The organism is uncultured Ruegeria sp. (genome assembly GCF_947504215.1).
Taxonomy (GTDB): domain Bacteria; phylum Pseudomonadota; class Alphaproteobacteria; order Rhodobacterales; family Rhodobacteraceae; genus Ruegeria.
Window position 1 is genome coordinate 108,684 of record NZ_CANNGO010000003.1, and the last position, 22,064, is coordinate 130,747.

At 55.7% G+C, this 22,064-nt stretch carries 18 protein-coding genes and 1 tRNA gene; 3 read left to right on the top strand and 16 right to left on the bottom strand.

Annotation, left to right across the window (positions count from 1 at the left end; translation table 11 throughout):
* Nucleotides 1-91 precede the first annotated feature (91 nt).
* From Q1B21_RS07650 to Q1B21_RS07690, 9 genes are all read right to left on the bottom strand, one after another.
* Nucleotides 92-1,405, bottom strand: coding sequence for a TRAP transporter large permease (locus tag Q1B21_RS07650; RefSeq protein ID WP_299887873.1), 1,314 nt, complete (start codon nucleotides 1,403-1,405; stop codon nucleotides 92-94).
* A complete protein-coding gene (locus Q1B21_RS07655) occupies nucleotides 1,402-1,911 on the bottom strand; it encodes a TRAP transporter small permease (RefSeq protein ID WP_299887875.1) in 510 nt (169 codons plus the stop codon). The genes Q1B21_RS07650 and Q1B21_RS07655 overlap by 4 nt, the downstream gene beginning before the upstream one ends.
* Nucleotides 1,912-1,969: 58 nt before the next feature.
* Nucleotides 1,970-2,983 carry a TRAP transporter substrate-binding protein gene (locus Q1B21_RS07660; RefSeq protein WP_299887877.1) on the bottom strand — a complete coding sequence of 338 codons (1,014 nt, stop codon included), beginning with the start codon at nucleotides 2,981-2,983 and terminating at the stop codon, nucleotides 1,970-1,972.
* 55 nt (nucleotides 2,984-3,038) lie between these two features.
* Nucleotides 3,039-3,845: a DNA-binding transcriptional regulator gene (locus Q1B21_RS07665; protein ID WP_299887879.1), complete on the bottom strand. Its 807-nt coding sequence runs from the start codon at nucleotides 3,843-3,845 to the stop codon at nucleotides 3,039-3,041.
* A 32-nt stretch (nucleotides 3,846-3,877) separates the two neighbouring features.
* Nucleotides 3,878-4,858 (bottom strand): fumarylacetoacetate hydrolase family protein, encoded by a 981-nt coding sequence (locus Q1B21_RS07670; protein ID WP_299887881.1) that lies wholly within the window; start codon nucleotides 4,856-4,858, stop codon nucleotides 3,878-3,880.
* Nucleotides 4,839-6,326 carry a bifunctional 3-(3-hydroxy-phenyl)propionate/3-hydroxycinnamic acid hydroxylase gene (locus tag Q1B21_RS07675; protein WP_299887883.1) on the bottom strand — a complete coding sequence of 496 codons (1,488 nt, stop codon included), beginning with the start codon at nucleotides 6,324-6,326 and terminating at the stop codon, nucleotides 4,839-4,841. The genes Q1B21_RS07670 and Q1B21_RS07675 overlap by 20 nt, the downstream gene beginning before the upstream one ends.
* A gap of 3 nt (nucleotides 6,327-6,329) precedes the next feature.
* Complete coding sequence (locus Q1B21_RS07680) at nucleotides 6,330-7,298, bottom strand: VOC family protein (RefSeq protein WP_299887885.1); 969 nt, start codon at nucleotides 7,296-7,298, stop codon at nucleotides 6,330-6,332.
* Between the two features lie 419 nt (nucleotides 7,299-7,717).
* Nucleotides 7,718-7,843: a type B 50S ribosomal protein L36 gene (gene ykgO / locus Q1B21_RS07685; protein ID WP_005648635.1), complete on the bottom strand. Its 126-nt coding sequence runs from the start codon at nucleotides 7,841-7,843 to the stop codon at nucleotides 7,718-7,720.
* A 90-nt stretch (nucleotides 7,844-7,933) separates the two neighbouring features.
* Nucleotides 7,934-8,008: transfer RNA gene (locus Q1B21_RS07690), tRNA-Val, on the bottom strand.
* 148 nt (nucleotides 8,009-8,156) lie between these two features.
* Between Q1B21_RS07690 and Q1B21_RS07695 the strand changes: the two genes are divergently transcribed.
* Nucleotides 8,157-9,017 carry an N-formylglutamate amidohydrolase gene (locus Q1B21_RS07695; protein WP_299887887.1) on the top strand — a complete coding sequence of 287 codons (861 nt, stop codon included), beginning with the start codon at nucleotides 8,157-8,159 and terminating at the stop codon, nucleotides 9,015-9,017.
* A 2-nt stretch (nucleotides 9,018-9,019) separates the two neighbouring features.
* Here Q1B21_RS07695 and Q1B21_RS07700 read toward each other — a convergent pair whose 3' ends face one another.
* Nucleotides 9,020-10,273, bottom strand: a complete 1,254-nt coding sequence (locus Q1B21_RS07700) for a DNA polymerase IV (protein WP_299887889.1) — start codon at nucleotides 10,271-10,273, stop codon at nucleotides 9,020-9,022.
* Between the two features lie 343 nt (nucleotides 10,274-10,616).
* Nucleotides 10,617-11,321 (bottom strand): orotidine-5'-phosphate decarboxylase, encoded by a 705-nt coding sequence (gene pyrF / locus Q1B21_RS07705; protein ID WP_299887892.1) that lies wholly within the window; start codon nucleotides 11,319-11,321, stop codon nucleotides 10,617-10,619.
* Between the two features lie 141 nt (nucleotides 11,322-11,462).
* Here pyrF and Q1B21_RS07710 point away from each other — a divergent pair, with 141 nt between their 5' ends.
* Together Q1B21_RS07710 and clpB are read left to right on the top strand one after the other, a co-directional pair.
* Nucleotides 11,463-11,780 (top strand): hypothetical protein, encoded by a 318-nt coding sequence (locus Q1B21_RS07710; RefSeq protein ID WP_299887894.1) that lies wholly within the window; start codon nucleotides 11,463-11,465, stop codon nucleotides 11,778-11,780.
* A 128-nt stretch (nucleotides 11,781-11,908) separates the two neighbouring features.
* Nucleotides 11,909-14,527: an ATP-dependent chaperone ClpB gene (clpB, locus tag Q1B21_RS07715; protein ID WP_299887897.1), complete on the top strand. Its 2,619-nt coding sequence runs from the start codon at nucleotides 11,909-11,911 to the stop codon at nucleotides 14,525-14,527.
* A gap of 207 nt (nucleotides 14,528-14,734) precedes the next feature.
* Here clpB and Q1B21_RS07720 read toward each other — a convergent pair whose 3' ends face one another.
* From Q1B21_RS07720 to Q1B21_RS07740, 5 genes are read right to left on the bottom strand one after another with little or no spacing between them, the layout of a single operon-like run.
* Nucleotides 14,735-16,030, bottom strand: coding sequence for an aminotransferase (locus tag Q1B21_RS07720; RefSeq protein ID WP_299888511.1), 1,296 nt, complete (start codon nucleotides 16,028-16,030; stop codon nucleotides 14,735-14,737).
* 52 nt (nucleotides 16,031-16,082) lie between these two features.
* Nucleotides 16,083-17,645, bottom strand: coding sequence for a trimethylamine methyltransferase family protein (locus Q1B21_RS07725; protein WP_298937977.1), 1,563 nt, complete (start codon nucleotides 17,643-17,645; stop codon nucleotides 16,083-16,085).
* On the bottom strand, nucleotides 17,638-18,870 hold the full coding sequence (locus Q1B21_RS07730) for an aromatic ring-hydroxylating dioxygenase subunit alpha (protein WP_299887901.1): 1,233 nt from the start codon (nucleotides 18,868-18,870) through the stop codon (nucleotides 17,638-17,640). Before Q1B21_RS07730 ends, Q1B21_RS07725 begins: the two co-directional genes overlap by 8 nt.
* The gene (locus Q1B21_RS07735) at nucleotides 18,870-20,930 is read right to left on the bottom strand and encodes an FAD-dependent oxidoreductase (protein WP_299887904.1); all 2,061 of its coding nucleotides are present in this window, start codon (nucleotides 20,928-20,930) and stop codon (nucleotides 18,870-18,872) included. The genes Q1B21_RS07730 and Q1B21_RS07735 overlap by 1 nt, the downstream gene beginning before the upstream one ends.
* A 56-nt stretch (nucleotides 20,931-20,986) precedes the next feature.
* Nucleotides 20,987-22,048, bottom strand: a complete 1,062-nt coding sequence (locus tag Q1B21_RS07740; RefSeq protein WP_299887907.1) for an extracellular solute-binding protein — start codon at nucleotides 22,046-22,048, stop codon at nucleotides 20,987-20,989.
* Between the last annotated feature and the right edge of the window lie 16 nt (nucleotides 22,049-22,064).

A 22,064-nucleotide genomic window follows, 5' to 3' on the forward strand; every position in this document is an offset into this window, starting at 1 on the left:
ATCCGGCGCGCAGATGGTTTCTGCCATGAGCCCCAAGCAGACAACTTGAAAAGGGAATATCACGCTTAAGAAGCAACCGCTGAGAGGAGGTCTACATCGAATTTGGTAGAAATAGTACAAGCCAGGGAAAAAAGACGATTATCAGAAGTCGAAGAATATCAACTGCCCAGAAAGGAGTGACACCTCGAAAAATCACTGATGTGGGGACATCCCTAACGACACCTTTTAGTACAAAGACATTCAAGCCAACCGGTGGGGTGATCAGGCTGATTTCAGTGACCACGACGACAACAATACCAAACCAAACCGGATCAAACCCTAGACTGGTCACAACCGGAAAGAAGATAGGCACCGTAAGCAACAGCATCGATAAGCTTTCAAAAACGCATCCGAGAAGAACGTAGACCAGTAGGATCAACACAATCACAAGTGTCGGCGACAGCCCTTGGGAAAGAACGAAGTTGCTTAGCGCCTCGGGCAGCCCCGCAAGATTGACAAAGTTTGAAAAGACCCACGCTCCGATCAAAACCGCAAACAGCGTGGCTGCCGTTTGCACAGTTTCGATCAAAACCTCCAAGGTTGATGAGAAACTCAAAGCCCGCCGAGACAGTGCGATCAGGAAAGCGCCAGCAGCCCCCATTCCTGCAGCCTCGGTCGGGGAAAATGTGATGTGGAACGGCCAGATATCCAACACGCCGTAGAGCCCGCCAATCACTAGGAAGAATAGCAACAGCACCGCCCAGATATCCTTGAGTGACAAAAGCCGCTCTCGCCAGGAAACCCGTTCACCCGCCGGCCCGGCATCCGGGTCTCGGGTCACCGAAAACCGGACGGCAACAAGATAGAGCAAAACGCCCAGCAATCCTGGTAGGACGCCGGCGATAAAGAGCTTTCCGATGCTTGTTTCCGTCAACAGGCCGTAAATGACCAGGATTACCGAAGGCGGAATCAGGATGCCCAAGGTGCCCCCTGCCGCGATGGAGGCCGTCGCCAGACTGTCTGAATACTTGTATTTTCGCATCTCTGGCATGGCGACCTTCGACATTGTCGCAGCTGTGGCAAGGGATGAACCACAGATCGCAGAGAAGCCAGCGCAGGCCACAATCGTCGCCATGGCCAATCCACCGCGCATATGGCCCAGAAATGCGTAGGACACGCGATAAAGCTCTTTCGAAAGACCACCCTTGTTCACGAAGAGACCCATCAGGATAAAGAGAGGCACCACCGACAACCCGTAATCCTGAGCCGTGTCGATTATCAATCGGCCGACCATCGAGATTGCGGCGCGAAACCCGCGTAACTCCATGAACCCCAGAAAGCCGACAAGCCCCATGGAGATGGCGATGGGCATGCGCAGGAAAACTAGAATTAAGACTGCTCCGAGCCCCAACAGCGACAGAGTCATTCGGCGTCCTCTGTTTTATGGATCAGGCGCACAACACTGCGCGCCAGGAAGGCAATTGCGGTGAGTGCGACAAAGATCGAGATGAACCACCCAACGTAAAACTGGGGCAGCTTCAGATATTCCGTAACGTCGCCATACCGACGCGACCGTTCCGCAAGCTCCCAAACCCGAACTGCGGGCCAGACTAGTACAATTCCGCAGACTGCATCAATCAAGCTATCGCGCATCAGGGCAAGTCGTTCGCTGAAGAAAGGGTCAAGCAGGTCTACGACGATATTCTCACCTTTCCACGACACCAGAGGTAAGGCGGAGAATACGATAATAGCCATAAATAGCCGGGTCAGTTCGGTAGCGCTTTCGATTGGGTTGTCGAAAGCGCTCCGCAAAACTACGTCCAGGAACGTCATGCACATCAGCACGAATAGTGTACTCGCCGCGATCCATGTGGGCAGGTGAAGAACAACGTACCACGGATCGCGCAGCCTCGGTTTCTGATTGTCAGCCATGCCTGCCTCGCAAAACAGCAGCCCTTTGCCAGGGCTCGCAGTGTTTCTTCGTTAGGGATCAATTGCCTGACATCTGCTCGGCAATGAAGGTTTGCACCGTCGCAGCGTCGATTCCCTTGTCGGACACCTCTGCAAGAACGTTTTCGATGATCGGACCCGTCATTTCGCCCCAGGTTGCGACGTCAGCTTCGCTGGCTTCAGTCCAGGAGTTGCCCTCGTTGGAATCAATGGTATCGATGCCGATCTGGTCAATCTCATCCCACATTCGCCCGGCCACCTGAGAAAGCACCTCGCCCGCTATGGCATCCAAAGCAGCGCGATCTTCATCTGACAGCCTGTCGTATTTGTCTTGGTTCATCACGATTGCAAACGAGCCGCGATAGAACCCGCCGGGCACAGAATAACTGTGCGGGGCAACTTCAAACAGCTTGAAGCCTGCTCGGGCCTCCATGGGCATCATGACGCCGTCTGCTGCCTTGGAGGCCAATGTTTCGTAGACCTTCGGTGCCGGCACCCGAATACCGGTGGCACCGAGCGCCGCGCCAACGTCTCCTGAAACCCCGCCACCAAGCCGTAGCTTCATGCCAGAGATATCATCCAGCGAGGTCACCTTGGTTTCAGAGTGCAGGATACCGGGGCCGTGGGTCATCATGGCAAGAACCTTCACTCCGTTGTGCTCGTTCGCTTCGGCGAGGTATTCTTCGTACGCTCGCCAATAGGCCACTGAAGCAGCCTCGGCATTGCCTTCGTAACCAGGCAACTCGATCATCTTGGATGCCACAAAGCGCCCTGGATTGTAGCCGTGAAAAATCCAGGTGACATCCGCTACCCCGTCCAGAATAAGGTCGAATTGAGCTGGAGGCGCCCCCAATCCGTACTTTACTTCTGCGCTGATGCGCCCATCGGAAGCGTCTTCCAGCATTTTCGTGAATTCAGGCCAGAGTTTCGCATTCATGCCGTGCGTTGGCGGCGCCCATGATGAGATTGTCAGAACAGTATCCGCGGCCAGAGCTGCGCCGGCCGTTAACGAAATTCCAAAGGTCAGCACCGTCGATCTGATGAGATGTTTCATATTTCCTCCCGGTTTTTCTTAAACCTATCGCTTCGTTAGAATACCTTACTGTGGTTTAGATCTTTTTGTCCGCTTGGTGGACAGATGCACCTTGTGCCATTTGCGTTGCTATTTGATTGGCCAAATCTGTCATCGGGCCTGTATAGCGGTTGATCGCTTCAGTCATTGAAAACGCGCTGGCGATCCAAATAACCGAAAGGCATCCAAGGACGCGATCCTCATGGATTATTGGGACCGCCAAACTCGATGTGTCGGGTCGAAAAGTGCGCGGACTGCGCGTCGCGTATCCTTGTTTACGGTATTGAACGAGGCGCGAGGCAATCCAGCTTTCCAGCAAAAACCTCTCGTCTTCGGGGTCGTTATTGTTGCGCAGCAGGTCAAGAATGATGCTTCTTTCCTTGTCTTCCAGGAAAGCCAGAAAGGCGCGCCCGGCCGAAGACCTGAGCATCGGCAAAGACAATCCAGCCATGTTCCGATCAATCGAGAACGGGCTGCGCCAGTGCGTGGTTTCTTCGATGACCATGTGCAGATCGCGGTAAACCGAAAGATCAAGCGGCCAAGAATGCACGTCAGTGAAATCCGCAAGGCCTGGGGCTGCGATACGGCATATGTGCGAGTGCGCAGCATAGTTATCGCCCAGACCAGAGGCGCGAGGCGATACCCTGACCCGGGTATCGGATGCCGACATCAGAATGTAACCTGCTTCCTCCAAGGTGTGGAGCAACCGATAAACCGTCGGCCTCGGTACACCAATCGCAACGGCGATTTCCGCAGGTTTTGCCGAACCCTGACTGTTTACGAACCGCAACAAGTCCAGTCCGCGTAGCAAGGCACGAATGCTGGGTTGGTTGTCTGCCGCCATACTCATCCTTCAGACCGTCCCGTCACACATTCTCAGGCCGCGACGACCTTTTGGTCAATAGCCCCGAAAATCGTCTGGCCGGATGGGTCGCGCATCTCGAAACGGATTGTATCCCCAGGCTCCATAAATCGGGTTTCTGCCTTACCTTGAGCAATGATTTCGATCATTCGCTTTTCTGCCAGGCAGGACGATCCGACAGTATCATGATCGGTATTCGACACTGTGCCTGATCCGATAATGGTACCTGAGCGCAATTCTCTGGTCTTTGCGGCATGCGCTATCAATTGGGCGAAGTCAAAGTTCAGGTCGGTGCCAGCTGGGACTTTGCCAAAGGTTTTGCCGTTGTAGACCGTTTCAAGCGGCAAGGTAACTCTCGCTCCGGTCCAGTGTTCACCCAGCTCATCCGGAGTTACACAAACCGGTGAGAACGCGCTTGCAGGTTTTGACTGATAAAAGCCAAACCCCTTGACCAGTTCAGGTTTCATAACATTGCGTAATGAGACATCATTACACAACATGATCAGTTTGATATGGTCAGCCGCCGCGTCAGTCGAACATCCGACAGGCACGTCATCGGTGATCACGGCAATCTCGCCCTCAAAATCCAATCCCCAGTCAACATCAATGCAGGGAATATCATCGGTCGGTGCTAGAAAATAGTCACCGCCCCCCTGATACATCAGGGGGTCCGTCTCAGCCCCGGGGGGCATATCAGCACCGCGGGCTTTGCGTACCAGCCGCATATGGCTGAGATATGCACTTCCATCTGCCCACTGATATGACCTCGGCAGCGGGCTGGCCAATTGGTCCACATCATAGGCCATGGTGTCGATCTCGCATTGCTCGACCTGCGCCGAGATCTTTTTCAGCTCGGTGGCCGAACTTTCCCAGGTTTCGATCGCTTGCTGCAACGTTTGTGCAACCGATACGGCAGAGGCCATTCTGGTCAGGTCTTTCGACACGACGACGAGAGATCCGTCACGACCACCGGTTTTAAGTGATGCCAGTTTCATATCCATCTTTCGTTGTTTTCGGTTCGAATAGGGAAAGGGTCGGTAATGGAAGATCCTGGTGATCTTCCGCGACAGCCGCGATGTATCGGTCGGGACGCACCCAAACGGCATTCGCTCCAAGATCGGTCAGCACGGCGTCCAGCTGGGGATGATCAAGCGCATTCAGTGCGACAGCATTGTCGCTGCATTCCGTCAATGAGGTACGGCTGATAAGTAAGTGGTTGTACCCGACTAGATCATCCAGCCATTGCCCATCTACATCAAGGCGCATCTGTGGAAAGGGATGACCTACAAACTGAGTATTTTCGCGCACATCCATCAGAGCGCTCTTTCCGAGTTTGGGCGCAATGGATCGCATGGCACCTGAATGCGAACCGTCTGCAAGTTGCAGGGCGCTGTTCCGATCAAGCGAGTTGATCAGGCCGCCCAAACGAACCGCAGTTTCAATATAACTGCGTGCGTGGGGCAGTCGTTCATCCTGATAGCTGCTTAAAAGCAACTCTTCATCGCCGCCATTGATTGCGTTGACGAGTTTCCACGCCAAATTCGCCGCATCTCGAATACCGGTGCACATTCCCTGCCCCATGAAGGGTGGCGTTAGATGAGCTGCATCTCCGGCGATCAGTACCGGTCCCTTCCGCCAGATTTTCGCGACCTGCGAGCGGAATGTATAGACCGCACTGCGCTCAATCTCGGCATTTTCAGGCGTAATCCACCGCGAAAGAAGATCCCAGAGACGTGCATGTTCCATAATCTCGACGTCTGTTTCACCGTCCAAAACCATGATTTCCCAGCGGCGACGAATGCCCGGCGCCCGGCAATAGGTCATCGGCCGGTCCGGGTTGCAGAATTGAATGGAATGATCGCCAAGCTCTGGCATTGGATGCTTGAGAAGAACATCGGCAACCAGCCAGCGTTCTTCAAAACCCAGATCCTCCATTTCGCTTCCCATCCAGCGACGCACGGACGAGTTGGCTCCGTCGCACCCGGTTACATAGCGGGCTGAAATGACGGTGTTTCGCTCGTTTTTCCTGTCCAGCGCTGTTAACTCCACACCATTCCCGGTGGGTACCAGATTTATGACGTTGTGAAATTCCAGGATGGTGGCCGACGGGCGGCGAGCCAGTTTGGCTCTCAACAGCGTTTCCAGATCAGGCTGGTGTAATCTGTAGCTTGCGTGCCACCCATGCTTTGTAACGTCTTGCGGTCTTGGCCAGTCCAGCAGCAACTCCCCATCTTCGTCGACGAATTTCATGCCCGGGTTGACGTGCACCCGCTTGAAAAGCGCATCAGCGATCCCGATGGTCTGAAAGACGCGCATCACTTCGTCATCAAAATGCACGGCGCGGGGCAGATGGTACATCTGGGCTTCCCGATCCAGAACCACAACCGACACACCGCTTTTTGCCAGGAGATTGGCAAGCGTCGCTCCGGTAGGGCCGAACCCGATAATCGCAACGTCATACATCGCTCAGACCTCGGGAACTTGCCCGTAGAGCCAGGGGCAATTCACAACGCTTGGCGCCCTGTGCCCCGCGGCTGCGGTTGCCAGTCGCTTCTCGCGAAAGGCGGCACGCTCCTGTTCCTTCAGGTAGAGCCGCTCGTGGCCCCAGAAGCTGGGACCGACATTTGTTTCGCACGGCTCCCACGTAGCCGGATCGATGATCCTCCCACCCCATCCGCTTTCTACGAAAAAGCCTGACGGCGTATGGGCATAGAAGCTTGTCATGTAATCGTTTGTGTGTCGCCCGAGTGTATAGGCGATTTCGGCAAGACCAGTCTGGGCCAGATCATACCCCTGGCCTACATCGTCCAAATTGTCGTATTCCACCATGAAATGATGAAACCCTGCCTGCCCCGAGCCTACGATGGCAAAGCTGTGATGACGGCCGTTGACATGAAAGAAATAGAGGGGAATGGGCTTCAAGCCATAGTCGCTCAAATGGAAGCCAAGAACGTCGCAATAAAATGGCACCAGTGCTTCGGCGTCCGACACATGCAAAACGGCGTGCCCCATGCCGTATGGGCCGGTCTTGAACCCTTCTATGGGTCGACCCGGGATAAAGGGATCGGTCGTTTTCTCCGGCCTCCAAATAAACTCAAGCCGGTTTCCAGCGGGATCGGCGCAAGTAATAATTTCAGTCACGTAACGGCGGTTCGCCAGACCACGATCCCCCAGGATAACATTGTGTCCGGCCGCCTCTAGTCTGGCGGCTAGCTTTTCCAGGTCGGACTTCTCACCGACCTCCCACCCGATATAGGCCAAGGTATCGCCAGGCTCATCTGATACGATTAGCCGCTGGCTCTGATCGTCCATCCGAAACGCAGTGTTGCGACCACCGTGATCCACGATCTGCATGCCCAGCACATTGCCAGCGAACTGCCGCCAATCATCTGACTTATTGGAACGAATACCTATGTAGCTAAGCGCGGTGATCATACGATTGTTCTCCCGAAGACATTGCTTCCGCAATTCTTGGCAATTCGCATGTCGCAAAACACATTTGTCCGGCAGGCGAACAGAAGTTCGCAAGATTGCTTTAGCTTGCCATCCTTCTTAACCTAGCTAATTCCTGCATATTTAGTCATACGCAACACGCAGTGGAGAGGCGTCCTGTACTTTGGCGTTTCGACTCCCTGCTGCTTTCGTCAAATAAATGTGCGTATGTAATGAAGACGTCTACGGCAATTCGCCTGCAGTAAAACTCCAGTGTGTCCGCACCGCATTCGTTCACGCGAAACAAATCTGTCGCGGTGCGGTTATCGGCTGCTTTCTCCTTAAAGCCAACATTGCCTAGTTGTTGCAAACAAAAAACCGCGCTCTGCAGCGCGGTTCTCTCGACTTGAAGTGTGCAGTTCTTAGCCCTGGCGAGCTTTGAACTTGCGCTGCGTCTTGTTGATCACGTAGACGCGGCCTTTGCGACGCACAACCCGGCAATCACGGTGCCGGTTTTTGAGCGAGCGGAGCGAGTTCTTGACCTTCATGGTCTGTCTCCAATCTGCGGCGCCTTCATCAAGGACGTGGCCAGCGCCTGGGTTAGTCGGGTGTCCCGGAAACCCGGAACAGTGAAATCATGGTGGGCGGTACAAGGATCGAACTTGTGACCCCTTCGATGTCAACGAAGTGCTCTACCGCTGAGCTAACCGCCCATGAACCCTTTGCGAACCTTGCCCCACAACGAAATGGGGCGCGGATACCCGCGCCGGTAGCGGGGTCTATAAAAGGAGTCGCAAATGGGTTCAAGGGGTTTGGTAGAACTATTTTCCGGTCTATGTTCAATGCGAACATGGAGGGATCATGCAGAACGCGGCCTTTGTATTGGATATGCCCGAAATCCGCAGCTCTTGTGCGGTTTTTTCTTCGCCACATAGCGGGCGGGACTATCCCGAAGCGCTTCTGAAGCGTTCTGTTTTGAATCGCAATGTGATTCGATCCTCAGAAGACGCGTTTATCGATTTGTTGTTCGCATCAGCCGCCGATCAAGGCGCGCCATTCATTCAAGCCGCCATGCCGCGGGCCTATCTTGACCTGAACCGCAGTGCAGATGAGCTCGACCCCGCTTTGATCAGCGGAGCCCGCAGACATGGGCATAACCCGCGTGTTGCATCGGGGCTGGGTGTGATCCCGCGTGTTGTGGCGAACGGACGTGCCATTTACCGTGGCAAGCTGACCATGGATGAGGCGCGGTTGCGGATCGACACGTACTGGCGACCTTACCATGCGCGTCTCAAATCTCTGCTAGCCGAATCGCACAGCAAGTTTGGTCAGGCCATTCTGGTCGATTGCCACTCGATGCCGCATGAGGCCGTCGCGATGGCCGGCACCGCGCGCAGCAAGCGACCCGATATTGTACTTGGTGATCGGTTTGGGGCCTCAGCCTCGGGCGAGATTGTCGACCGGGTCGAATCTGCCTTTGCCTCGGCGGGGCTTAACGTGGCACGCAATGCGCCATTTGCGGGTGCCTATGTTACGCAAACTTACGGCCGGCCCGCACGGCATCAACATGCGGTCCAGATCGAGATCGACAGGGCGCTATACATGGACGAGGAAAAAATCACACCGAACGCTAATTTCGAAGAGTTTTCGGACGTTCTTAGGCAAGTGATCGCTGAAATCGCCAGCATCGGCGCGCGACCGATGCGACTGGCAGCCGAGTAACTTCACCGCAGCGCGCGCCCTTTAACAATGGCATCTGTCCCAAACTTCTGACGGATTTCATCTGTGGCCCGTTCGGCCTGTGATCTGCGCACGGCATCAGGGTCAAGCAAATCACCTGAGATATCGGCTTGGTCGGCAGAGCACAAATCTGACAGGCCACATCCCAATAGACGGTAAGGCCCTTGATCACCGACCTGATCAAACAAGCCGCGTGCGGTTCGATAAATCCGGTCCGCTATCTGAGTTGGGTCCCGCAAAGACACGCGGCGCGTCAGAATTTTGTGATTGGCCTTCTTCAGTTTCAGCGTGACTACCCGGCCTGCCAACCCTTTGGCCTTGGCCCGGTCGGACACTTTCAAAGCCATGCGCCAGATGTGACCGTCCAGAATGTCCAGACTTGCTGTGTCCTCAAAGAATGTCGTCTCGTTGCTGATCGATTTCATCGGCTCATGCGCCGAAACGCGGCGTTTGTCTTGCCCACGCGCCAGATGCCACAGCCGATAGCCCATGGATCCGAAGCGGGCGGTCAGCGCCTCTTGATCCCAGCGCAGTAAATCAGAAAACGCCCGAATACCGGCGCGCTCAAGCGATTCCTGCGCCGCCGGGCCAATCCCCCAGATCAGCCGCACCGGCTTGTCATGCAAGAACTCCGCCGTTTCGGCTTTGCCGATCACCGAAAATCCGCGCGGCTTGTCGAGGTCGGACGCAACCTTGGCCAGAAACTTGTTGTGACTCAGCCCGATTGAGCCGGTAAGCCCCAACTCGTCCTTCATCCGCTTGACCAAACGCGCCAGCATAATCGCAGGCGGTGCGCCATGCAGACGTTTGGTGCCAGATAAATCCATGAAAGCCTCGTCCAGCGACAGCGGTTCCACATCCGGGGTCAGCTCATCCATCATCGCCCGGATATCGCGAGACACTTCGGCATAGACCGACATGCGCGGTTTGATCACCACGGCCTCGGGGCAAAGCTGCAAGGCCTTGAACATCGGCATGGCCGATCGCACGCCCCGAATCCGCGCCACGTAACAGGCCGTCGACACGACACCCCGTTTGCCGCCCCCGATGATGACCGGTTTATCCGCCAGTTCAGGGTTGTCGCGCTTTTCGACCGAGGCGTAGAAGGCATCGCAATCCATATGCGCGATAGACAGATCAAACAATTCGGCATGCAACGTTAAGCGGGGGCTACCGCAGGACGGGCAGCGCCGTTCGTCTGTCAGAGAGGTCAGGCAATCTCGGCAAAGAACGGGCATCTGCGTTCCCACACGTTCCGCGGATAGTTCGGGCAGCCCTTTATACCATCGACTTCCAGCGATCAAAGGTCCTGTAAATCTGCTTATAAAGAAACCCCCCGCAAGTGTGCGGGGGGAAAGTAACGAACCTCAGGAAGAAACGGTTCGTTGGGGAGTGTCTCAAACCCAGACTCCCGTAATTCTCTATATTTAGATAGGTTTAAGCTTTGTGACCCTAAAAGTTGGGTTTCTCATGTGTATTTTGGGGCACAGAGGAAATCCGGCGTGAATCCCCTGAGATTGACGTAAGGTCAAGATTTCGTGGATATTTCCCGGCTTACCGGCCTGCGATTCCCAAAGGCGCTCAGTGCCGTGTCAAAGAATTTAACTCATTAAGAACCGCCTGTGCCGCCGCCTTCGGGTCGTCCGCCTGATAGATTGGGCGTCCGACAACGATGTGGTCTGCCCCGTCGCTGATGGCACTGGCGGGGGTCGCCACACGCTTCTGATCGCCCAATGCAGCACCTGTCGGTCGCACGCCGGGGGTGACGATCAAGCGCCCTTCGGATTGTGGCAGGGCGCGGATCAGTGCAGCCTCTTGCGGGCTGGCAATGACGCCGTCCGCACCTGCCTCCAACGCTTTGGCGGCGCGCTCGACAACCAGGTCCTGCACGTCGCCTGATTTCAACAGGCTGGCATCCAGATCGTCGCGGTTCAGAGAAGTCAGGATCGTCACCGCTAGAATTTTCAAGTCTTTGCCTGAGGCCCCTTCTTTCGCCGCGCGCACCACATGCGGATCACCATGGACTGTCAGAAAATCCAGATCAAAGTGCGTCAACCCGCGCACCGCGTTTTCGACGGTGTTGCCAATGTCGAACAGTTTCATGTCCAGGAAGATGCGTTTGCCGTGGTCTTGTTTCAGTTCATTGGCCAGCGCCAAGCCACCACCGGTTAGCATGCCCAGCCCGATCTTGTAGAACGAGACGCTGTCACCCAACCGCTCGGCCATGGCCAGCCCCTGCAGCGCGTTGGGAACATCAAGGGCAACGATCAGACGGTCATCGGACATTGGGCAGGCTCCTTTTGGCAAACGTCTGCGTCCTAGCGGGTTCAGGCGCGTGTGTCCATGCAGGTTGGCTGCCGCAGCGGATTTGGATCTGTGCTATGGTGGCGCAAATTCAAAGTAAAAACTCACAAAAAGGGACAGGATATGAAAAAACTGGTTTTGCTGGGGACAGTACTTGCATTGGCCGCGTGCAACGAAACCCCGACCGATCCGTCGGACACAGGTGCTGCGCCTGCACCCACAAATGATGACCTGCGTCTTGTGGGGGGGTATCGGTCCGAAGATGATTGGTGTCAGCTCACGGGCGAAACTGCCTTTACAGGCAATTTTCTAGATCACACTGCAGACCTAGTATCTTGTCCTACAGGTAGCAACGCGGCGCAGACATTGGTGGACGAGCAGGGTGCGGTACAGGTGGCTGAAACCGGTGGTTACACGGTGTATACAATACAGCGCGAATAAGGTCTGATTCTGTGCCCTAGCCTCTTGAACCGGCAAAGATATCTCCCAGATTGAATGTGAGGCCCAGACAGGAGCGTGCTGCCAAGCGGGCGCTTTGCATTTAGGGCGCTTGGAAAAGGAGAATAGCAATGGACTTAAACAAGTTCACCGAGCGGGCACGGGGATTCGTGCAAGCAGCGCAGACAATTGCGCTGCGCGAGGGGCACCAGAGGCTGGAGCCCACACATATACTGAAAGCATTGATGGATGACGATCAGGGGCTGGCGAGCAACCTGATCACACGCGCCGGCGGCGCGCCCGGCCGTGTGGTTGAAGCACTGGATGCGGCGATGGGAAAAATCCCAAAGGTCAGTGGCGATGCAAGCCAGATCTACATGGACGGCCAGACCGCCAAAGTTCTGGACGAGGCCGCAAAGATAGCCACCAAGGCGGGCGACAGCTTTGTGCCGGTCGAGCGCGTGTTGATGGCGCTGTGCATGGTGAAATCCAAGGCCAAAGAGGCGTTGGAGGCCGGTGCGGTGTCCGCCCAGAAACTAAATGAGGCGATCAATGACATCCGCAAGGGTCGCACCGCTGACACCGCCTCGGCGGAAGAGGGCTATGATGCGCTCAAGAAATACGCGCGCGACCTGACCGAGGCGGCCGCTGAAGGCAAGATTGACCCGATCATCGGACGGGATGAGGAAATCCGCCGCTCGATGCAGGTTCTGTCGCGCCGCACCAAGAACAACCCGGTTCTGATCGGGGAGCCCGGCGTGGGTAAAACCGCGATTGCCGAGGGCATGGCCCTGCGCATCATCAACGGTGACGTGCCGGAGTCGTTGAAAGATAAAAAGCTGCTTGCGCTCGATATGGGTGCACTGATCGCCGGTGCGAAATATCGCGGTGAGTTCGAAGAACGCCTCAAGGCCGTTCTGACCGAGGTCACCGAGGCCGCCGGTGAAATTATCCTGTTCATCGACGAGATGCACACGCTGGTCGGTGCCGGGAAATCCGATGGCGCGATGGACGCCGCGAACCTGATCAAGCCCGCGCTTGCCCGGGGAGAGCTGCACTGTATCGGCGCGACCACGCTGGATGAGTATCGCAAGTACGTGGAAAAAGACGCAGCACTTGCACGACGATTCCAGCCCGTTGTGGTGCAAGAACCGACCGTCGAAGACACGATCAGCATCTTGCGCGGCATCAAGGAAAAGTACGAACTACACCACGGTGTGCGTATCTCAGACTCGGCTTTGGTGTCGGCAGCGACCCTGTCGCATCGCTACATCACTGATCGCTTCCTGCCCGACAAGGCCATCGACCTAGTCGATGAAGCGTCGGCTCGCTTGCGGATGGAAGTGGACAGCAAGCCCGAGGAACTCGATCAACTGGATCGCCAGATTCTGCAGATGCAGATTGAGGAACAAGCGCTGAAGCTCGAAGATGATGCGGCCTCCAAGGACCGACTGGAAACCTTGCAAAAGGATCTGGCCGATCTGCAGGAGAAATCCGCTGAGATGACTGCCCAGTGGCAGGCCGAACGCGATAAGCTGGCTGGTGCACGCGATCTGAAAGAGCAGCTCGACAAGGCACGCGCTGATCTCGAGATTGCCAAGCGTGAAGGCAACCTCGCCAAAGCGGGGGAGCTGTCTTACGGCGTCATCCCTGAGCTTGAGAAAAAGCTAACCGAGGCCGAAAATGCCGAAAGCAGCCAGATGATGGCTGAGGAAACGGTGCGTCCGGAACAGATCGCTTCGGTGGTTGAACGCTGGACCGGTATCCCGACCTCGAAGATGCTGGAAGGCGAGCGCGAGAAGCTGCTGCGGATGGAAGACGATCTGCATTCCCGCGTGATCGGTCAGGATGCAGCGGTCACTGCTGTGGCCAATGCTGTACGTCGTGCGCGTGCGGGCCTGAATGACGAAGGTCGCCCGCTGGGCTCGTTCCTGTTCCTCGGGCCCACGGGTGTAGGTAAGACCGAGCTGACCAAAGCTGTGGCGAACTTCCTGTTCGACGACGACAACGCGATGGTGCGTATCGATATGTCCGAGTTCATGGAGAAACACGCGGTTGCCCGTCTGATCGGCGCCCCTCCGGGCTATGTCGGCTACGACGAAGGCGGTGTGCTGACCGAAGCCGTGCGGCGCCGACCCTACCAGGTGGTGCTGTTTGACGAGGTTGAAAAGGCGCACCCGGATGTGTTCAACGTGCTGTTGCAGGTTCTGGACGATGGCGTGCTGACCGATGGCCAGGGTCGCACCGTGGACTTCAAACAGACGCTGATCATCCTGACGTCGAACCTTGGGTCTCAGGCGCTCAGCCAGCTGCCCGAAGGCGCAGACAGCGCGCAGGCGCGGCGGGATGTGATGGATGCGGTCCGGGCCCATTTCCGGCCCGAATTCCTGAATCGACTGGATGAGACGATCATCTTCGACCGGCTCAAGCGGGCCGACATGGATGGCATCGTCGATATCCAGATGGCGCGTTTGCAGAAACGCCTGGCCGCCCGCAAGATCGAGCTGGTCTTGGACGGCGGCGCCAAGGAATGGCTGGCCGACGAGGGCTATGACCCGGTCTTTGGGGCTCGCCCGCTGAAACGCGTGATCCAGCGCGCCCTGCAGAACCCGCTGGCCGAAGCACTGCTCGCTGGTGAGATCAAGGATGGCGAGACGGTGCCGGTCACAGCCGGACCCGAGGGTCTGATCATCGGTGATCGGTTGGGCACATCCGAACGACCGCGTCCTGATGATGCCGTCGTGCATTGATCGGGGCTTGAAAACTAAAAAACCCGCCTAGTAGGCGGGTTTTTTTGTGTTGACGACCATCTAGCATGACAGTTGACCTTACGAATGGTTTTGTCGCGAACTTTGGTGTGCTGAAAGCTACGGTTTTGACTGCGCGTCACTATACAGCGAGCTCTGCAAATTGACGGAATCCGCTTATCGAAGAAGCTCGGCCTGCTCAAAACCTTGCTACGGGTTCTTAGCCAGGCTCGTTGCTGCCTCGATCCCTTCTTTCAATATGTCAAACATCTGATGGATCTCGGCTTCCGTGATTATCAAAGGTGGCGAGAAAACACACATATTGATGATCGGACGAAGGATCAGGCCGCGCTTTTGACATTCTTGATCGATCAATGCGCCGATCTCATAGTCTCGCCCCAGGTCGCCGCGGGCCTTGCCTTTTTCCGAACATTGCACACATCCCATCAATCCCATTCCACGCACATCAGCAACGATGTCGATGTTGCGCAACTCCTGCAATCGACCTTGAAAAATGGGTGTTACGCGGCGCACATGTTCCAGAATTTCGTCATGTTCAATTATCTCTATGCTCTTCAAACCGGCGGCAGCGCTAACGGGGTGGCCTGAGTATGTGTAACCATTTGAAAAAGCAGCGTCCCTGCCCGCCACATCATCAATCAACCGATCTGAGATGATCGCGGCTCCCATAGGCGCATAGCCCGAGGTGAGGCCCTTGGCGCAGGTGATGATGTCCGGCTCAATGCCAAAGACGTCTTTAGAGGCGAACCAATGACCGAGACGGCCGAAAGCGGTGACCACTTCGTCAGAGATATAGAGAACATCGTGCTTGTGGCAGACCTCAAGGCAGCGTTTGTGATAGCCTTCGGGGGGCACGATAACGCCGCCTGAGGCGAGGATCGGTTCGGCGATAAAGGCTGCTACTTTGTCCGCGCCGAGTGATTGAATTGCTTCTTCCAAGTCCGCAATTTTTTCATCGAGAAATGCATCGATGCTTTGACCTTCGCCCCGGTGCAAGGGGTTCACATCGGGCAGAAAATGCGCCAGGTGATCGGCCTTATCCAGCCAAAGACGGTCCCGTTCTTTGCCGCTGACGCTGGCAGCCAGATACGTGCTGCCGTGATAGGCTTTTTGGCGTGAGATGATGATTTTCTTCTTTGGTTTGTTCAGCAGGTTGTTGCGGAAGTGGGTGAACCGAATGGCGGTATCCACCGCTGTTGATCCGCCGGTAGTGAAGAAGACGTTGTTCAGATCCCCCGGCGCGCGTTTGGCGATCTCACGGGCAAAGTGGCTGGCAGTAGAATTGGTGGCATTGAATGGCGAGAAATAAGCAAGTTTACGAGCTTGCTCGGCCATTGCTTCGGCCATCTCCTCACGCCCATAGCCGATCTGAGTACACCACATGCCGCCAGGCCCATCGATCAGCCGTTCACCCTTGTCGTTCACCACATGAATGCCGCTGGCCCCTTCCATAAACGTGCGATCGTTCTGACGAAGCGTTTGCATCCCCTCCCACGGGTGGAGGAAATGGTCATTGTCCCATTGTTTGGCGTCGGAGTTATCCACGGCGAGCCATATCCTCAGTGCTCATGACGATCGAAAACTCTTCACGCACCTGCGCATCGGCAGCACCGAAATAGTTGGGGAAATGAGTGTCGAGGATGGAATTGGCCTTATCTCGGGCGCGATCCAGCAGGTCAGTTTTACCTTCATTTTCCCAAGTATCTGTGCGTTCTCGATCCATCAGCTCGGGGTAGATGAATTCGCTCGTCATATAATTCAAAGTGTGGGGGTTCCCCAAAAAATGGCCCGGGTCGATGGCGCATTTGTGGATGATGTCAACCGCCATGGTTTCGTCGGTCACTTCGATGCCACGCAAGGAACGCAAAATCATTCCACCCGCCTCATCGTCGATCACCATGCTTTCAAAACTGCAGCCCATGAGTGAACCGATCATGCCGCCGAATTCACAAAGGCGATTGGCACCCGCATGGGCGGCCAGTGTAAAGGTCAACGCTTTTTCCAACCCGTATTGGGCGTCCGGAATTTTGGCGTCGGTCATACCCGCGCCCACAGAAGTAGGCAGGTTATAGAAATTGCCCATTTGAACGGCTGCCGCTGCGATCAAGGCCTGTTCGCCGCTGCCGCCGGTGAACGACCCGCTGCGCAGGTCGGTTATAAAGGGCCATGCAGCAAAGCAGATTGGACAGCCAGGTGTAATCAGGTTGACGATGGCCACGCAGGCGAGCGTTTCGGCGACGGTTTGCACCAGCGTCCCGGCAAGGGTTGCGGGCGCAGTAGCACCGGCCTGAGGTGGAACGGCCAGATCGACGGTCAAGCCCAGTTTAGCGGTGTCAATCATTATCTCCATGTTTTCCTTGCCGATCCTTAGCGGCGAGACCATGGGGCAGCCGCCAAAGATGACGCTGGGCTTTTTCATGAAGCTGCCTTCACCACCCTGGGCGAGATCAAACATACGGATGGCATGGGGGATATGGCTGCGGTCGCGAAAGGTCAGACAGGCGGGTTTCTGACTGCCGGCCAGTATCGCATAGATGGTGTTCATATCGTGCGAAAGGTCGTCAGTTACATCGGTCGCCAGCACCGTGTCACCCAGCATATGAATGTTTTCCAGGCGGTCCACCAGCCGGGTGAAATCATAAACATCACGCAATACAGAAGGGCGGTAGCTTTTGGTCTCAGAATCAAACGTGGTCACGGCTGTACCAGAGTTGGCGAAATAAACGCTTTCCGCCGTGCAATGCATGTCGTCTTTGCCTTCTCGCTCACCACGGGCATAAACATAGAACTCGGTGCCAGCTCCGGCGAGGATGTCTTCAATCAGGGCGCGCGGGAAACACAGGCGGTTATGTTCATTCATCACCGCGCCTTTGGGCAAGACCAGGTCGAGGAGTTCCGGGAAATGATCGGAGATACCGGTTCTCTCCAAAACTGTCAGTGCAGCATTGTGGATGTTTTCAATATCAACCTGCGACAAAGGCCGATAGCGCCCTCCGCTCAAGCCGCCACGAACGGCTTCGTTGCCGGTTGTCGCCTCTTGCACCTTGATGCGCGCCGCGCGCCCGCCGCCGCCCCGGCGTCGTGTTCTCACTTCAGCCATGGATCGCGATCCTCTGTTCTTGTTCCGGTCCGATCATGGCAAAATAGAAATCGTAAAAAGCCTGTAGCGAGGTTTCCATTTCGCCCAATGGCCCAGGTTGGAAGTGGTGAGAGTTTACGCCCGATTGGTTGTGGCGAATGATGCGTTCGTCGTCCAGCGATGTGACATGCCACAGCCAGGTCAGGTCATCCTTGTCATAGTCAGCGCCATCTTCAGCATCGCTGCGCACGAACCAAACCACCTGAATATCTGTTTCCTGCAGTTTGCGGGGAATGAAACGATAACCGACCATGTGATCGGAGTAGATGAGGAACCAGTTGAGCGGGCCGATGCCGAGATCGGTTGCGCCGCCGTCGAACGACATCAGCGATCCCAAAAGCGGTGCAAGGGCTTCACCCGTTTTGCTGCCGGTTTTGTAGCCTTCGTAAAGGGGATAGCGGCGGTAATAGGCACTGGTAAAGGGGGTTGTGGCCGCCGCCCCAATCAGCTCCAATTCATCTGTGGAAAGACCCGCGTCTTTCGCGCGTTCCCTCAATGGCCCGACCAAACCCTTCATTTCCTGCGGTGATTTCAGGCTGTGTGAGCGGGAGTATTCCTTGTGTGCCGGGCCGCAGTGATAACATTCAAGATAGTTTTCAACCGCTAGTTTCCAGTTGGCAGGCACAGGGAACGATGCTGTGTGAGCGATTTTAAGATCATTCAAACCATAAGGCGCCGTGAGCGGAGCAAGCTGCGCTAAGACAGTGTCTAGGGCTGGTGTTGCGGCGTCAGCAGAGGCAAAAATCAACCCTTGAAAAACGGAGATCTGTACCGGGAACAATCCGTATTTCGATGGATCGAAATCGGCTCCCATGTTCTGACCTGCACGCAGCTTTCCAGAAAGCTCAAACGTCCAGGCGTGATAGGGACAAACGAAAACGCGCGCGCGGCCCTCCGCTTTGGTGCAGACCCGTGATCCCCGATGTCGGCAGACGTTTTGATGGGCGCGGATTTCTCCATCAAGGTCGCGAACGACGATTATTGATTCTGGGCCATAGTCAAACAGGAAATAGTCGCCCGGATTGGGAATTTGGCTTTCATGCCCGACCCACAGCCAATTGCGATTCCAGACCTGAGCTATGTCATAGTCATAGATATCTTGCGACGTATAGAACCCACGGGGCATGGCATGGCCGAGCCTATGCGAGGCGATCAGATCATCCAAGTCAAGTGTACGGTTGGGCATTACGCCTCCTCCAGATCGATGATTTCACGACGGAACCAATCTTTTTCGGCCTCATTCTTCGGGCGTTCGAAATTCCTCGCCGCGCGGTGCCCTGAGAAAACGGCGTCGACGATTAGACCGGGTTGGGCGGCGTCGCCGATCAGTTCCAGAGTTTTGAGTTCCAGGGGTTTCAAAGCGTCGTATAGCGCAGTTTCGCGCGTACGCTCGGTGATCAAAACAACCGATGAGCAGACGATTTCAGTTTCGCGACCTGAAAACATGCAGGTAACCGTCGCCGTTTGACCAGAGAAAGCGCCCAAGGATTGATTGCATCGAATGTCCACACCCAATTCAATGAGCCGCGCTTGAATGCGGTGTTGCTCAAGCGTGTAAGTCGTAAAGCTGGAGATCAGGCTCTCAGGTGTGGCAAAAACAACTTCGTGGCCTGCCCTCGCCAGTTTTTCAGCGAGTACGTCAGCGATATAAATATGATCATCGTCATAGATCAGTACCGGACCATTGGGGGGAATTTTGCCGGACAATATGTCGTCTGGCGTCAGGATGTTGGCGCTACTGCCGATCTCTGGGGCATTGCGGATCGTGTTGCGTCCGACACCATCACGTCGCCACTTTGATCCCGTGGCCAAAAAGACATTCCGAATGCCCAACTCCACGACTTGCTCTGCGCCCAATGCACTCTCGGTGAACATCTCAACATTGCTACGTTGTGCTAGATCGTTCAGCCGGTAATCCATCACGCGGCCCCAGGCGGAAAGTCCGGGCAACTTACTTTCTGTCGCAACACGCCCGCCAAATTCGCCGGCGCCCTCTGCCAAGGTCACACCATAGCCGCGACGGGCTAGCTGCATGGCGCATTCAAGGCCTGCTGGACCACTACCAATGACCAAGGCTTGCTCCTCGGACCCTCGCTTCTGAATAATCTCCGGGTGCCAGCCGCGCCGCCATTCTTCACCCATCGTAGGGTTTTGGGTGCAGCGGATCGGGATGCCGATGTTGTCTGAGGCCACGCAAATATTGCAGCCGATGCATTCACGGATTTCGTCGATGCGACCTTCTTCGATTTTCTTCGGAATAAAAGGGTCGGCTATGGAAGGGCGGGCGGCTCCGATAAGATCGACAATGCCTTTCTTCACCATCGACAGCATCATATCGGGCGACGTCAGGCGGCCCACGCCAACCACCGGTTTTCCGGTGACTTGTTTGACGAAAGACAGATAGTCATTTTGATACCCGTCTTGGGGCTGAAAGCGTGTTGTGGCGCTGTCGTTTTCCCAACCTGAAACATTCACATCCCAAAGGTCTGGCAGATCTGACAACAACTCCACCACTGCTCGGCCTTCCTCTGCCGCCTGCATCCCATCTGGGCCTTGCATTTCGTCAATGGCAAACCGGAGGGCGACGGCGCAGGTATCTCCGACAGCCTCGCGCGTATCTTCCAACAATTCACGCGCCAAACGCACGCGGTTTTCCAGAGAACCGCCATATTCATCGGTCCGGCTATTCATGTGTGGCAGCATGAAATGCTGGGCAATGGACATTGAGTGACCAGCATAGACATAGATGATATCGGCTCCTGCAGCCTTCGCTCGCAGCGCGGCGTCCCGATGCCAGCGACGAAACACGCGAATGTCTTCTTTGTCCATGGCGCGGGCCTGTTTGGGCATGGCGGAATCGGAGCTCATTTCGGAGGGCGCGATCAGGGGCGCGCGGCTAAGATGATTGGGCGCATGATTGCCATTGTGCACCAATTGAATGGCTGCCAATGCACCGTGTTTATGCACGGCGTCGGTCATCAGGCGCAGGGCAGGAATATCGCGCTCGTCCCAAAGACGCCCTTCTGGAAATGGAGACAGGTCAGAACTGGGGTGAATTTCAGTTTCCTGGTTCGCAACCACCGCCCATCCGCCTTCCGCCTTCATTCCCCGAACCGCCGCATCTGCGCGCGGGCGCATGTGCCCTAAGCCGGTGCAATGGGGCACTTGGTAGAAGCGGTTCTTGGCCTTGACTGGACCGATCTGTACCGGTTCAAATAGCAAGGCGTATGGGTTCGCGTCCGACATTTCGCGCGTTTCCTGTGGTTTAAGGGCCCGGGCCGTAGCCCCGGCCGATTTGCTGTCTAGAAACCTGCTTTGATCCGCTCGAACTCGGCCAACATCTTGGCTTCCAGTTCAGGGTTCACAGCATCAAAGAACAAGCTGCCTTCAAAGAAGCTTTTTGGATCGGCAAAACCATAGGCCTCAATGCTGGCTTGATCGGCAATTTCAAACGCTCTTGCATTGGCATGGGGATAACCCCAATTCTCGATGATGTACTGACCAGAGCCTGGTTCGGACAGGGCGTTCAACAGGTCATAAATCTGCTCTTCATCTGTGGTCGAGGACTTCAGATGTACATACCCGCAAACCCACGTAGCAATGCCCTTGTCTACATCACGCATCATGGCAGCGGGCACTTCGTTCCAGATCAGGTTCAGTTCCGATTGGTTCCAGGCCCAGCCCATCTCAATCTCACCACTGGTCATTGCCTGGTCCAACTGACCTGCATCGGACCAGTAGAAGCGCATATTGGGGTGGATTGCACGCAGGAAGTCGGAGGCTTCCTTGAACTGTGCATCGGTCAGGTTGGTATAGTTGTCAGCGTTGCCGGTTGCGAGCGAGGCTAAAGCATAGGCGGATGAGGCCGCGTCTGGGATCGAGATTTTTCCTGCATAGGCCGGGTCCGACAAAAGCTGCAGCGAGATATCATCGCCTGAGATTTTATCGGTGCGATAGATCAATCCGGTGTTACCCCATTCAAAAGGCAACATGTACAGGTTGCCGTCTATGACAATGCCGTCGACCTCCTTGATTTCGGGCAACATGTCCGCCCAGTTGGTCAGCCTGCTTTCGTCCAAGGGCTGGATCAGGTCCGCTGCCACCCATTTGCGCACGGCGTCCGAGCAGGGGTGTGCCAGGTCTGCTGTGAAGCCGGACATCAGTTTGGTGAATGCCTCTTCCTGGCTGCCAAAGTAAGAATAGCTTGGCGCTTCATTCCCATGTTTCGCCATGTAGTTTGCGAAAAAACCCGGGTCTTCATAACCCGACCAGTCAAATACGCTTAGATCAGCGCCACCAGCGCTAACACTGCCAGCACTGGTGACGGTTGCAAACGCAAACGCCGCAATTCTTTGAAGTTTCATTTTTTCCTCCTGTTGG